Annotated in this window: 14 protein-coding genes; 11 read left to right on the plus strand and 3 right to left on the minus strand. The window is 60.3% G+C overall.

The annotated features are described in order from the left end of the window. Position 1: 1 nt before the first annotated feature. From GKN89_RS02035 to GKN89_RS02070, 8 genes are all read left to right on the plus strand, one after another. Positions 2-1,114, plus strand: a complete 1,113-nt coding sequence (locus tag GKN89_RS02035; RefSeq protein WP_154746247.1) for an ABC transporter ATP-binding protein — start codon at positions 2-4, stop codon at positions 1,112-1,114. Then, a complete protein-coding gene (locus GKN89_RS02040; RefSeq protein ID WP_154746248.1) occupies positions 1,111-1,881 on the plus strand; it encodes an ABC transporter ATP-binding protein in 771 nt (256 codons plus the stop codon). Before GKN89_RS02035 ends, GKN89_RS02040 begins: the two co-directional genes overlap by 4 nt. Beyond that, entirely contained in the window at positions 1,874-2,587 is a 714-nt protein-coding gene (locus GKN89_RS02045) for an ABC transporter ATP-binding protein (RefSeq protein ID WP_154746249.1), read from the plus strand. Before GKN89_RS02040 ends, GKN89_RS02045 begins: the two co-directional genes overlap by 8 nt. 82 nt (positions 2,588-2,669) lie before the next feature. After that, positions 2,670-3,773 (plus strand): branched-chain amino acid ABC transporter substrate-binding protein, encoded by a 1,104-nt coding sequence (locus GKN89_RS02050; RefSeq protein ID WP_370520170.1) that lies wholly within the window; start codon positions 2,670-2,672, stop codon positions 3,771-3,773. Positions 3,774-3,791: 18 nt separating this feature from the next. Further along, positions 3,792-4,283 carry an L-2-amino-thiazoline-4-carboxylic acid hydrolase gene (locus GKN89_RS02055; RefSeq protein WP_154746251.1) on the plus strand — a complete coding sequence of 164 codons (492 nt, stop codon included), beginning with the start codon at positions 3,792-3,794 and terminating at the stop codon, positions 4,281-4,283. Further along, positions 4,280-5,506: a Zn-dependent hydrolase gene (locus GKN89_RS02060; protein ID WP_154746252.1), complete on the plus strand. Its 1,227-nt coding sequence runs from the start codon at positions 4,280-4,282 to the stop codon at positions 5,504-5,506. Before GKN89_RS02055 ends, GKN89_RS02060 begins: the two co-directional genes overlap by 4 nt. Before the next feature lie 82 nt (positions 5,507-5,588). Then, entirely contained in the window at positions 5,589-5,936 is a 348-nt protein-coding gene (locus tag GKN89_RS02065) for a helix-turn-helix transcriptional regulator (RefSeq protein ID WP_019455447.1), read from the plus strand. A gap of 3 nt (positions 5,937-5,939) precedes the next feature. Further along, on the plus strand, positions 5,940-6,473 hold the full coding sequence (locus GKN89_RS02070) for an SRPBCC family protein (protein WP_016927616.1): 534 nt from the start codon (positions 5,940-5,942) through the stop codon (positions 6,471-6,473). Here GKN89_RS02070 and GKN89_RS02075 read toward each other — a convergent pair whose 3' ends face one another. Then, complete coding sequence (locus GKN89_RS02075) at positions 6,474-7,502, minus strand: transporter (protein WP_025159767.1); 1,029 nt, start codon at positions 7,500-7,502, stop codon at positions 6,474-6,476. Positions 7,503-7,760: 258 nt separating this feature from the next. Between GKN89_RS02075 and GKN89_RS02080 the strand changes: the two genes are divergently transcribed. After that, positions 7,761-8,513 carry a hypothetical protein gene (locus GKN89_RS02080; RefSeq protein ID WP_154746253.1) on the plus strand — a complete coding sequence of 251 codons (753 nt, stop codon included), beginning with the start codon at positions 7,761-7,763 and terminating at the stop codon, positions 8,511-8,513. A gap of 66 nt (positions 8,514-8,579) precedes the next feature. On the opposite strand, the gene GKN89_RS02085 is transcribed toward GKN89_RS02080, so the two are convergent. Next, the gene (locus GKN89_RS02085) at positions 8,580-10,010 is read right to left on the minus strand and encodes an SH3 domain-containing C40 family peptidase (protein WP_154746254.1); all 1,431 of its coding nucleotides are present in this window, start codon (positions 10,008-10,010) and stop codon (positions 8,580-8,582) included. Between the two features lie 151 nt (positions 10,011-10,161). Further along, on the minus strand, positions 10,162-10,749 hold the full coding sequence (locus GKN89_RS02090; RefSeq protein ID WP_046898269.1) for a hypothetical protein: 588 nt from the start codon (positions 10,747-10,749) through the stop codon (positions 10,162-10,164). A gap of 170 nt (positions 10,750-10,919) precedes the next feature. On the opposite strand from GKN89_RS02090, the gene nudI reads away from it, so the two are divergent. Beyond that, entirely contained in the window at positions 10,920-11,345 is a 426-nt protein-coding gene (gene nudI / locus GKN89_RS02095) for a nucleoside triphosphatase NudI (RefSeq protein ID WP_154746255.1), read from the plus strand. A gap of 103 nt (positions 11,346-11,448) precedes the next feature. Further along, a complete protein-coding gene (gene pbpG, locus GKN89_RS02100; protein ID WP_154746256.1) occupies positions 11,449-12,282 on the plus strand; it encodes a D-alanyl-D-alanine endopeptidase in 834 nt (277 codons plus the stop codon). The last annotated feature ends 121 nt before the right edge of the window (positions 12,283-12,403 follow it).

Genomic DNA, 12,403 nt, shown 5'->3' on the forward strand with positions numbered 1-12,403 from the left:
GATGACCGTTTTAACTTCCACGCTTCCCCTGGCCACGCCTCGGCGCGCCAGGCTGGGGCTCACGCTGTTCATTCTCGCCCTGCTGCTGGCACCCTGGGTAGCGGGCGCCGCCGGCGGCAACTACTGGGTGCGCGTCATCGACTTCGCACTGCTGTACCTGATGCTGGCGCTCGGGCTGAACATCGTGGTGGGCATGACCGGATTGCTGGACATGGGCTTTATCGCTTTTTACGCCGTTGGCGCCTATCTGGCCGCGCTGCTGTCGTCACCGCATCTGACGCAGCAGTTCCCGCTGCTGCTGCAGTGGTTCCCCGGCGGACTGCACCTGTCGATGCTGTGGCTGATCCCGCTGGCGGCGCTGCTGGCGGCGGCGTGCGGCATTCTGCTCGGCGCGCCGACGCTGCGGCTGCGCGGCGACTATCTGGCGATCGTCACGCTCGGTTTCGGCGAGATCGTGCGTATTTTGATGCGCAATCTCGACCGACCGGTCAACCTCACCAACGGCCCCAAAGGCATTTCCGGCATCGACCCGGTCAGCCTGTTCGGCCTGAAGTTTTCCGGCATGCATGAGTGGTTCGGCGTGCGTTTCTCCGGCCTGTACCTCTATTACTACCTGTTCGCCGCGCTGCTGCTGGCGATCCTGTTTATCAGCCTGCGGTTGCAAAACTCGCGCATTGGCCGCGCGTGGACGGCGATCCGCGAAGACGAGGACGCCGCGCGGGCGATGGGCATCAACACCCGCAACTTCAAGCTGCTGGCCTTCGCCATCGGCGCCACCTTCGGCGGCGTGGCCGGCGCGCTGTTCGCCGCGTTTCAGGGCTTCGTGTCGCCGGAATCGTTCACCCTGCAAGAGTCGATCGCCGTGCTGGCGATGGTGGTGCTCGGCGGCATGGGACACATCCCCGGCGTGATCCTGGGCGCGCTGCTGCTGGCCGCCCTGCCGGAGCTGCTGCGCAGCAGCATGGGGCCGCTGCAGCAGGCGCTGTTCGGTCAGGTGCTGATCGACCCGGAAATTATCCGCCAACTGTTTTACGGCCTGGCGCTGATCCTGGTGATGCTGTATCGCCCGGCGGGCCTGTGGCCGGCCCGCCACCTAAGAGGAAACGCCACATGACGCCTTTGCTCGCTTTACACCACGTCAGCAAACGCTTCGGCGGCCTGACGGCGGTGGATGACGTCAGCATGAGCATCCGCCAGGGAGAGATCTACGGCCTGATCGGGCCGAACGGCGCCGGTAAAACCACCTGCTTCAATCTTATCACCGGCCTGTACCGTGCCGACGAGGGCGAATTTCGCCTGTCGGGCCAGCGCTACAGGCCCCAGGCGATCGATAAAGTGGCGCAGGCCGGCATCGCCCGCACCTTCCAGAACCTGCGGCTGTTCAACGAAATGAGCGTGCTGGAAAACGTAATGGTCGGCTGCCACGTACGCACCCGCAACGGCCTGTGGGCGGCAATCGCCCGCCACCGCCGCGCCAGGGAGGAAGAACAGGCGGTGCGCGACAAGTCCCATGCGCTGCTGGAGTATGTCGGCATCGGCCAATTCGCCCATTACCGCGCCGGGGATCTCGCCTACGGCCACCAGCGCCGTCTGGAGATCGCCCGCGCGCTGGCGACCGAGCCCCGGCTGCTGGCGCTGGACGAACCGGCGGCCGGCATGAACGCCGGAGAAAAAGTGGCGCTGCGCGAGCTGCTGCTGCGCATTCGCGACAGCGGCAAAACGCTGCTGTTGATCGAACACGACGTCAAGCTGGTGATGGGCCTGTGCGATCGCCTGACGGTGCTGGATTACGGCAAAGCGATTGCCGAAGGCGAGCCGGCGCAGGTGCGGCGTGAACCGGCGGTCATTCAGGCCTATCTGGGAGGCGGCGCGCATGTCTGAAGCCCTGCTGAGCGTTAAACGACTCAAAGTGTCTTACGGTGGCATTCATGCGGTCAAAGGCATCGATTTTACGGTCAACGCCGGCGAACAGGTCACGCTGATCGGCGCCAACGGCGCGGGCAAGACCTCCAGCCTGCGGGCGCTGACCGGGCTGCAGCCGTTCGAGGGCGACATCCTGTTCGACGGCCGTTCAATTCGCGGCGTGCCGCCGCACCGTTTGCTGCAACAGGGGCTGGTGATGGTGCCGGAAGGTCGCGGCATTTTCACCCGACTGACGGTGCGAGAAAACCTGCAGCTGGGCGCCTATGCGCGCCGTGACAAACCGGCGGTGCGGCACGATTTCGAACGGGTATGCGCCACCTTCCCGCGCCTGAACGAGCGCCTGCATCAACCGGCCGGGCTGCTTTCGGGCGGCGAGCAGCAGATGGTGGCGATGGGCCGCGCGCTGCTCAGCCGCCCGCGCCTGTTGATATTGGACGAACCGTCGATGGGGCTGGCGCCGATTGTGGTGGAGGCCATTTTTTCGGTCATCAAACGGTTGGCCCGTGACGGCGTCACGCTATTGCTGGTCGAGCAAAATGCCCGCCTGGCGCTGGAGTCTACCGATCGCGCCTATGTGTTGGACAGCGGCAGCCTGAGCCACAGCGGCCGCTCCGCCGCGATGCTGGACGATGAAAAAATCAAACAGATCTATTTGGGTGAATAACCGTTGTTACCTTTAACCGCACCAGGAGTATGACATGCAGCAGAACTTTCGCATCAAGCCGTTGGCGCTGGCCGCCGTGACGATGATCCTGAGCCTCCCGGCGCTGGCGGACGACACCGTGCTGATCGGCCTGGCCGGGCCGCTGACCGGCCCTTCCGCCCGCATCGGCAAAGATCTCGAAAACGGCGCGCGGCTGGCGATCGCCGACGCCAACGCGCAAAAACCGACGCTGAACGGCAAATCGGTCACCTTCAAATTGCTGTCCGAGGACGATCAGTCCGATCCGCGCACCGCCGTGGCCGTGGCGCAGCGTTTGGTCGACGAGGGCGTGGCCGGCGTGGTCGGCCACTGGAACACCGGCACCAGCATTCCGGCGGCGCGCATCTACCACGACGCCGGCATCGCCCAGGTGGCACCGGTCGCCACCGGCCACGGCTACACGCAGCAAGGCTTTGACACCAGCTTTCGCGTGATGGGCCACGACGACGACGGCGGCAACTATGCCGGGCAGTATGCGGTGAAAACGCTAAAAGCCCAGCGCATCGCGGTGATCGACGATCGCACCGCCTTTGGCCAAGGCCTGGCGGACGAGTTCATCAAATCGCTGCAGGCCCAGGGCGTGCAGCCGGTCACCCGCGAGTACGTCGACGACAAGACCGTCGATTTCAGCGCCGTGCTGACCACCGTGCGCAGCAAAAACGCCGATCTGATCTTCTTCGGCGGCGTGGACTCTCAGGCGGCGCCGCTGGCGCGCAAACTGAAACAGCTGGGCATGAACGCGCAACTGATGGGCGCCGGCGGCTTTGTCAGCCAGACCTTCCTGACGCTAGCGCAGCGGGAAGGCGAAGGCGTGGTGGCGCTGGAGCCGGGGCTGCCGCTGGAACAGATGCCGGGCGGCAAGGCGTTTGAACAAGCCTACCGCGATCGTTACCACACCCACATCGAACTGCATGCGCCCTTCGCCTACGACGCCACCCGGGTGCTGATCGCCGCCATCGAACAGGCCGGCTCGGCCAATCCGGCCGATTACCTGCCGAAACTGCGCGCCATACATTACCAGGGCGTGACCGGCGCCATTGCCTTCGATGCGCAGGGCAACCTGCAACAGCCGAGCTTCACCCTGTACCGGGTAGTGGACGGCAAATGGCAGCCGCAAACCGTGTTGGGCGGCGCCAAACCACAATAAATCAAGAGGAGCAAGGCGATGAGCTGTGCAAACAACGAATTGGGCATTTTGGCCCGCAGAAAAATCGAAGCGGAGATCATCAAACCGATCTACCAGATCCTGGTGCGTGAAATCGGCAAGGCGCGCGCTCAGGCGGTGATCGGCGAAGCCATCGAGAATGCCGCCATCGCGGCGGGCAAGCAGTTCGCCGCTCAGGAGCCGAACGGCGCGGATCTGCGCAGCTTCGCCGCCTTGCAGTACCTGTGGGAAAAAGACGATGCGCTGCGCGTCGATGTGATCAACCAGGACGAACAGCACTTCGACTATAACGTCACCCGCTGCCGCTACGCCGAGATGTATCACGAGATGGGGCTGGGGGAAATCGGCCACCTGCTCTCCTGCGCGCGCGACAGCCAGTTTATCGTCGGCTATGCCCCGGAAGTCGAGCTGCAGCGCAGTCAAACCATCATGTCCGGCGCTCCCTGCTGCGATTTCCGCTACACCGCCAAAACGCCGGGAGAAGAACAATGACGTATCGGGTCAACGGCGAGCGCCTGTGGCAAAGCCTGCACGCGATGGCACAGTTCGGCGCCATCGCCGACAACGGCGTCACCCGGCTGGCGCTCAGCGAAGAGGACCGACGGGCGCGCGACCAGCTGCGTCTCTGGGCGCTGGAGGCCGGTTGCAGCGTGCGCGTCGATCGGATGGGCAACATGTTCCTGCGCCGCGAAGGCTCGCGGCCCGAGCTGGCACCGGTGGTCACCGGTTCTCACGGCGACTCGCAGCCCCGCGGTGGTCGTTTCGACGGCATCTACGGCGTGCTGGCCGGGTTGGAGGTTATTCGCAGCCTTAACGATCGGCAGATCGTCACCGAACGCGCAATTGAAGTGATCAACTGGACCAACGAAGAAGGCGCGCGCTTCGCGCCGGCGATGATCGCCTCCGGGGTGTTCGCCGGGGTATTCGATCTCGAGTTCGGCCTGTCGCGCCGCGACGAGCATGGCGTCAGCCTCGGCGAGGCGCTGGAACGCATCGGCTACGCCGGTGAGCATCCGGTGGGCGGCATACCGATCCACGCCGCCTTCGAGCTGCACATCGAACAGGGGCCGATTCTGGAAGCCGAGCACCTCGACATCGGCGTCGTGACCGCCGCACAAGGGCAGCGCTGGTATGAGCTGGAAGTCGTCGGCTTCAGCGCCCATGCCGGCACCACGCCGATGGATCGCCGCCGCGACGCCCTGCTGGGCTTCACCGAGCTGGTGACGGCGGTCAACGGTATCGGCTGGGATTTCGCGCCCGACGCGCGCGCCACGGTGGGCATGGCGCAAATCACCCCCAATTCACGCAACGTGGTGCCGGGCCGGGTCTTTTTCAGCGTCGAATTCCGTCATCCAGAGGAAGCAACCCTGGAGCAGATGGAGCAGCGCCTGCTGGCAGCGGTAAACCACGTCAACGGCGGCGGCCTGACCGTTCGCGCCGAACGCATCTTTCAGTATCCTCCGATCGCTTTCGATCGGGGCTGCATCGACAGCGTACGCCACGCCGCGCAAGCGTTGGGCTATCGCCATCGCGACATGATTTCCGGCGCCGGCCACGATGCCTGTTACCTTAACCGCGTCGCCCCGACCGCCATGATTTTCATCCCCTGCGTGGACGGCATCAGCCACAACGAACGGGAAGACATCACCCCCGCCTGGGCTGCCGCCGGTGCCGACGTCTTGCTGAACGCGCTGCTGGCGCACGCCGGCGCCTGATCCTCGCCCCGGCTTTTCGCCGGGGCAAAAAATATTCAACAAAACGGTTGAATATTAGCCTGCCTGTTCTATATTCAACCATATGGTTGAATTATCTTCCTCTCAGCTGGACGCCATTTTTCATGCGCTGGCCGATCCGACCCGCCGCTCGATGTTGCGCGCGCTGGCCGGCGGCGAGCGCAGCATCGGCGAACTGGCCGCGCCGTTGCAGATGTCGTTCGCCGGCGCCTCCAAGCACGTGAAAGCACTGGAACATGCGGGCCTGGTGCAACGCACCGTGCAGGGAAGAAACCATATCTGCCGGCTCGAACCCGAGCCTATGGCGCAGGCCATGCAATGGCTGCAAACCTATGAACATTTCTGGACTGAACGGCTGGATGCGCTCGAACAAGCGCTGCAGCAGCCCGAACAGCTTCCTCCCAAGGAGTGAACCATGAATGATTACGGCATGATTATCGAACCCGGCACGCTGCGCATCCAGCGGCTGCTGCCCGGCCCCATCGAACGGGTGTGGGCCTACCTGACCGAATCCGACAAGCGCGCCACCTGGCTGGCGGCCGGTGCCATGAAGTTGGAAAACGGCGCGCCGCTGGAGCTGGAGTTTCGCAACTCCGATCTGGCGGGCGAGCACGAACAACCGCCGGCCAAGTACAAACAGCACGGCGGCTGCGTCAGCAACCGCGGCCACATCACCTGCCTGTTCCCGCCGCGCCTGTTAAGCTTTACCTGGGCGGAACAGGATCAAGGGCGTCCTTCCGAAGTGACCTTTGAACTGACGGAGCAAGGAAACGCAGTGCTGCTGACGGTGACCCACCGGCGGTTGGCTAACCGCGACGAAATGCTCAGCGTCGCCGGCGGCTGGCATACCCATCTGGATATCCTGCTGGATCGCCTGCACGATCGCGCGCCGCAACCATTCTGGAGCACCCATGCCCGGCTGGAAGAAGAGTACCGCGCCCGCCTGTAATTAGCTCTCGTCCCTGCGCCTGAACGCCAGATAGCCGGCGATCAGCGTGAAACTGCCGACCAGCAACACCAGTAGGATAAACCCGTGGTGATTGCTGGCCAGCGGGATCCCCCCGACGTTCATGCCGAAGAAACCGGCGACAATATTGATCGGCAGCGCCAGCACGGTGATCACCGTCAGGGTATAGAGCGTGCGGTTATTCTGCTCCATCAGCTTGGCGCCCAGCTCTTCCTGCAGCAGCCGGATGCGTTCGGTCAAACTGGCGAGATCGTTCAACACCACGGTGAACTCTTCGGTGAACTGCCGCAGATCCTGCACCACCTCACGGCTCAGCCAAGTCGGTGGCCGGTTCAAGAGGCGAAACAACGCAGCCGGCTCCGGCGCCAACAGGCGCTGAAAGCGCAACAGCATGCGGCGCATGCGCCCCAGCTCGGTGCGGTTGCGCTTGACGCGGTGAGTCAGCAAACGATCCTCGATGGTATCGACATACTGGTTGGCCTGCCGCACCACCTGCTCCAACACCTCCTCCTGCTCTTCCAGCAGATGCGCCAGCAGTTCGGTTGACGACGCCAGCTGCAGCGTCGTCAGGCGGCCAAGCAGCCTTTCGATCAGCCGCACCGGTTTGTGACGCACGGTCACCACCAGCCCGCGGCAGCAATACAGCCACAGCGTCGCCGTTTCCGGGTTGCTGTCCTCGGGGTGAAAGATCACGTCGTTGAGCACGGCGAACAGATCGTCCCCCTGGCGTTCAATGCGTGTGGTGTGGGATCCGTGGCGAATTTCGTGAAAGAAAAAATCGGAAATGGCGAAATGGTTTTTCAGCCACTTCTCCGCCGCCGCGTGATTGAGATTCAGGTGCAGCCAAACAAAACCGTCGCCGGGCGGCAATGTCTGATAGGCCTGACAAACCTGCTGCGAGTTAAGACGCGCCGGCGGTTTGCCGGAGCGAAATAGGTGGCCGTAGATCAACCCGGTCACTTCATCATCGAAATCCAGCTTGTGCATCTTTTCCGTTAACCTTTGCGCCATCACGCCCTTTCCTGCCTATTGCCGTTAACCCAAAACGTCACCCGCTGTTATAGCAATCTTTATCTGCCAACGTTAATGATTTTCAATGTTCCTGATGATTAATATTTTCGTCATAAAAACGTCATTTACATTCAAAATAGTTTTCACTTCTGGCCCGTTCAGCGCCGGCACAATGGCGAAATGAATATAGCGACTGATACCCTCCATCATGCAAGACACATTCATTTAAGGAACACGAACAATAAGGAGATAGCGACAATGAACAAGTTTATTATCGGAGGATGGAGCCAGTCTCTGACTGGCCAGCCCCGCAAAGCGTTCGATGTCATGATGTATGGCATGGTGACCAACCTTGATGGATTGACCACAGGCACAGCCGCTCATCCAGGCTGGAGCCCGGAAAAGCAAAATAAACCCGATACTCTTCCCGGTTTCAAAGGAAAGACGCTCTGGGTTTATGGCGGCGGCGGATGCTCCCCGCAGCAAAAGCCGGCAAATGAGGATGACGTGTTGCGGATCGTCGCGGCCACGGTAGACCGGGGCTGGGATGGCGTCGATTTTGATGACGAATGCAATATGAACACCGAGCGGGTCATCGAAGCCATGAAACGGCTAAAAGAGGCTCGAAAAGAGGCCAGCTTCGGTTTTATTGCCGGTTATTCTTACAACCACCCCAATACGGAAAGCGGCAAAAAGCTCAACGAGAAAGTCAAAAAAATCATTCGGTCAGACCAATGCGATCGCTTTATCCATTACTGTTATGCCGCGGCGATGTGGAGCAATGACGATATTCTCGCGAATGTAATCCCGGCATTAAGGCAATCATTGGCAAACGGCGCCGAGAATAAAAAGTGCATTCTGGCCCTGACGACCAAAGGATTGACCGACTGGAATTTACATTATTTCATCGATCAGATACTGGACTTTAACCTTGGCGGATTATTTATTTGGAATTACGCTAACCTGACGGATGAACATTATAAAATCATCACGGACAGATTAGGTCATTAGCAAACCCGACCCGTCATCGCCTGAAAAGCGGCCGCATTCGCGGTCGCTTTTCAGATAAAGCATGCGCTATTCAATAAACCCCAGCTTGAACTGCGCCTTACCCGCCAGCGAGGTCAATTCAGGCGCCTCCGGGTAGCGAGTCAGAAGCGGGAAAAATACGGCGCCGCCGATAATGCTGCGGCTTTTTGAATCCGCCGGGCGCAAGCCCCAGATATTCTGGTATGTCATCGGCACAAGCTGGCCGTCAACCAGCGCATTGCCAATATACAGCATGATATGGCCAGGGATGTACACCAGCGTGATGAATGGCTTACCGTGCTCTTTGAGATAGCGCAACCGGTCACGGGTGTTCGCTTGAGCAAGATCAACCACCCGGTTTGCCGCCTGTATCTGCGCGGCGGAATTTCTGGGAAGAAATATCCCAAAAGGCATCAACAGGCTGCGCAGTTCGGCGGAGCAGTCATTATTGAAGTTAGAGTTCCCCCAACCATAGGGCCTGCCGTTCATCGACTGCATCAGGGTGGCAAGATGCTCAGGCGTCATTTCCCACGGCATGGCGGCAAACTCCCCTGCCGGCAAAACGACCCGGCGCATCTGTGCGTGGCCATCCGCTCGGCGAACCGGCACGGCGACGACAAAATGTCCCTGACGATGCCGGTAAAATGGCAACATCGTGCCGTGGCGCGCCGTAAAATAAAATTGGCCGCCGGCTTGCACCGAGACCGGCTGTTTAATGAATGCCCCCAGATTTTTCTCCGCCAGCGCCAGCCATTCGGTGACAAACTGCCGATCCACCGCCGCGATGTCTTCGCTATGCACCCATCCGATCACCGTAGGCGACGCGACGTAGTTCCAGCGTTTATCGCGGCTTTGCGTAATAACGTATACCGGCGTACCGGGACGGATAGATGAATCCTGCAAATTATCAAACGGATAACCCTGTCCAGCCAGGCGAGGATCGTCATAAGCCGGATCGGCCGTCGGCAGGATCCTGACCAGCGTTTCCCGGACTGCAATGCCCCTGCCCGCAGGATGGAACTCCTTATCCATGTCGGCCGACGCGTTATCTCTGACTTGCTGTTTCCAGCGGTCAGTGTGAGTCCTGAAGTTTTCCCCCCAGGAGACACTTTCACTTCCCAGGTATTTATCCATTGCGGCATCACGGCGGCTTTGCGCTTCACGGTTCAGGACGGAAGCGATGTAATGCGGATTCCAGGGGGATTGATCATTCGGCCCCATGCCAAAATAGTGGGATTTGAGGGCGGAGAAATGGCGCTGCTGCGCGGCGGCATCCATCACGGGCACCTGCCGTTGCGGGCCATAGGGGATCCATTTATCGACAGATTGCGAGTAGTTACCCAGCGGGAATAGCGATTTGGTCGGATCGACAGGGGTTGTCGCTACGGCGTCTTGAGGTGGCTCTCTGACCGGCGCACTATGGCAGGCCGACAACAACAGAAGCATCATCAATACAAAGGGTTTTATTCCATTAGGCATTTTTTATCATCTCCGTGACAGGTGAAAATTTCTTCTTCATCCTGACCAGAAGTGATTGCAAATGATACTCAATAACACTATCGATTGACGCCCGGTTGAGGAACAAAACGCAAAAGCAAGCCCGCCCGCTTGCTCCTGCGCCCTCACATTCTCACCACGCCAACAGACGTTCCAGCGCCGCCGCCGGCCCTTTACGGCCGATAAGCGCCGCCCGATGCCAGATAGAGCCGCTGTCGCTCACCCACTGCTCGCTTACCCACTGGCGCCGGGCCAGGCTGCGCAGCGCCTGGATGCTGTCGACGGTGTTATACACCAGCCAGGCGCCGAACAATACGCCAGCCAAGGCGATCCACAGATTAACCGTTGCCGCCAGCTGCGCGATCAACAACAGCAACAGCGCCATCTGCAGTAAGGTTTTAGCGGTGAAAGCGCACAGAAAGAAGGTCCGCATCCGGTTTTCCAGCGCAAAACAGGGGTTGGTTAACACCTGGCGGGTTTCCTGTACCGGAATGCCTTGCACATAGACCATCCATTGCGAAGCCCGCCGGGGATTCATCGCCACGCCCTTTTCCGCCAGCTGGTGTAACCGCATCGAAACGGCCACCGGCCAGACGAGTGCGAGCAGCAGGCAATAGAAGAACGCCGCACTGACGCCGCACACGCCCAATCCGATCGCGGCCAGCACCGCCAGCAGAGCCTTGCCGGAGTAAAACCAAAACGGCACCACTTGGTAATTCATAAAGTTCCCTTTTAAGTCCATTAACCAGTCCGATAGATTACTCCCTTATCAAGGCGTTAAACGCGAGGGAACAAAAAATTTTTGCTGTTGCGCAGAACGCGATCGGCCCCTCTATCCTGCGCCGCCAAACCTGCTACCCTGCGCCTTTTGATTTTTGACAGGAGTCTTCCATGCGCCAACGCATCATTGTCTGCCCGCTGATTGAAAACGATAACGCCTTCCTGCTGTGTAAAATGGCCGCCCACAAAGGCGTATTTCCCGGCCAATGGGCGCTGTCCGGCGGCGGCGTCGAACCAGGTGAGCAGATAGAACAGGCGCTGCGGCGCGAAGTGAGCGAAGAGCTGGGCACCGCGCTGATCCTCGAGCGCATCACGCCCTGGACCTTCCGCGACGACGTGCGCATCAAAACCTACGCTGACGGCAGCCAGGAACAGATCTATATGATTTACCTGGTCTTCGACTGCCAGGCCGCCAACCGCGAAGTGACGATTAACGATGAGTTCGACGACTACGCCTGGGTGCCGCGCGAACGCCTGGGGGAGTACGATCTGAATGAGGCCACCCGTTTTACCCTGCAGCAACGCGGGCTGTTATAGTTTTCGTTGACGGTTTGTATAAGTACCGCCCTATTTTCTTCACATTTGCCGGTCAGACTCTTGTGATATTTTTTAATCACTTAGGGTCATTATTGCCGCCGTTATGCTCTTATTTAACCTTTCTCTCCGCTTTCCCGCCCGGCGCTTCGGCGCCGCTGTCCTGTTCAGCCTGCTGTCCGTTCTGACCAGCGCGCACGCCGCCGCGCCGCTGGCGCTGCATGCCAAATCGGTGCTGGTCGTCAATCAGCGCACCGGGAAAACGCTGTATCAGAAACAGCCTAACCGCGTCCTCCCCATTGCTTCGCTCACTAAACTGATGACCGCGATGGTCACCCTGGACAGCAAGCGCCCGCTGGGCAACAGGATGAGAGTCACCCCTGCCGATCGCGATCTGCTGAAAAAAACCCATTCGCGGTTGACCATCGGCTCGGTGCTCAGCCGCCGCGACATGCTGCACATCGCCCTGATGTCTTCGGAAAACCGCGCCGCTGCGGCGCTGAGCCGCAACTATCCCGGCGGTCGCAGAGCCTTTGTAGCGAAAATGAACCAGAAAGCGCGCGCTATCGGCATGAAGCGCGCCCGCTTCTACGACCCGACCGGGCTGACGCCGCGCAATGTCGCGACCGCCCGCGATCTGCTGCAGATGGTCAACCACGCCTATCGCTATCAGACCATCCGCCGTTTCAGCACCGACAGGCAGCGCGTCGTCTTTCCCGGCCGCGGCCAGCTGGTCTATCGCAGTTCCAACGGTCTGATCAACAACGCCGCCTGGAAGATTCAGCTGCAGAAAACCGGGTTTACCAACGAGGCGGGCCACTGTCTGGTGATGCGCACCACCATCAAGGGGCAGCCGATTGTGATGATCCTGCTCGGCGCACGCTCGCCTTACGGCCATTACAGCGACGCCATTCGCCTGAAGGCCTGGCTGGAGAGATAACACCATGGCGCTTTACCGCTTTGCGCATATCCAAATTCGTTTTGGATCAATGGAATATCCTATCGCCAATCAGTATTAAGCCCCGCGTCGTCCGCATGGTATTTGTCAGGCATATCTGATG

The organism is Serratia sp. YC16, assembly GCF_009707615.1.
Classification (GTDB): domain Bacteria; phylum Pseudomonadota; class Gammaproteobacteria; order Enterobacterales; family Enterobacteriaceae; genus Serratia; species Serratia surfactantfaciens.

Excerpts from the sequence above, each read along its gene's own strand:
- GKN89_RS02070 (WP_016927616.1), top strand. The coding sequence starts at position 5,940 with ATGAATGATTACGGCATGATTATCGAACCCGGCACGCTGCGCATCCAG.
- GKN89_RS02035 (WP_154746247.1), top strand. The coding sequence starts at position 2 with ATGACCGTTTTAACTTCCACGCTTCCCCTGGCCACGCCTCGGCGCGCC.
- GKN89_RS02040 (WP_154746248.1), top strand. The coding sequence starts at position 1,111 with ATGACGCCTTTGCTCGCTTTACACCACGTCAGCAAACGCTTCGGCGGC.
- GKN89_RS02075 (WP_025159767.1), bottom strand. The coding sequence starts at position 7,502 with ATGGCGCAAAGGTTAACGGAAAAGATGCACAAGCTGGATTTCGATGAT.
- GKN89_RS02055 (WP_154746251.1), top strand. The coding sequence starts at position 3,792 with ATGAGCTGTGCAAACAACGAATTGGGCATTTTGGCCCGCAGAAAAATC.
- GKN89_RS02045 (WP_154746249.1), top strand. The coding sequence starts at position 1,874 with ATGTCTGAAGCCCTGCTGAGCGTTAAACGACTCAAAGTGTCTTACGGT.
- GKN89_RS02090 (WP_046898269.1), bottom strand. The coding sequence starts at position 10,749 with ATGAATTACCAAGTGGTGCCGTTTTGGTTTTACTCCGGCAAGGCTCTG.
- GKN89_RS02085 (WP_154746254.1), bottom strand. The coding sequence starts at position 10,010 with ATGCCTAATGGAATAAAACCCTTTGTATTGATGATGCTTCTGTTGTTG.
- nudI (WP_154746255.1), top strand. The coding sequence starts at position 10,920 with ATGCGCCAACGCATCATTGTCTGCCCGCTGATTGAAAACGATAACGCC.
- pbpG (WP_154746256.1), top strand. The coding sequence starts at position 11,449 with ATGCTCTTATTTAACCTTTCTCTCCGCTTTCCCGCCCGGCGCTTCGGC.
- GKN89_RS02060 (WP_154746252.1), top strand. The coding sequence starts at position 4,280 with ATGACGTATCGGGTCAACGGCGAGCGCCTGTGGCAAAGCCTGCACGCG.
- GKN89_RS02050 (WP_370520170.1), top strand. The coding sequence starts at position 2,670 with ATGATCCTGAGCCTCCCGGCGCTGGCGGACGACACCGTGCTGATCGGC.
- GKN89_RS02080 (WP_154746253.1), top strand. The coding sequence starts at position 7,761 with ATGAACAAGTTTATTATCGGAGGATGGAGCCAGTCTCTGACTGGCCAG.
- GKN89_RS02065 (WP_019455447.1), top strand. The coding sequence starts at position 5,589 with ATGGTTGAATTATCTTCCTCTCAGCTGGACGCCATTTTTCATGCGCTG.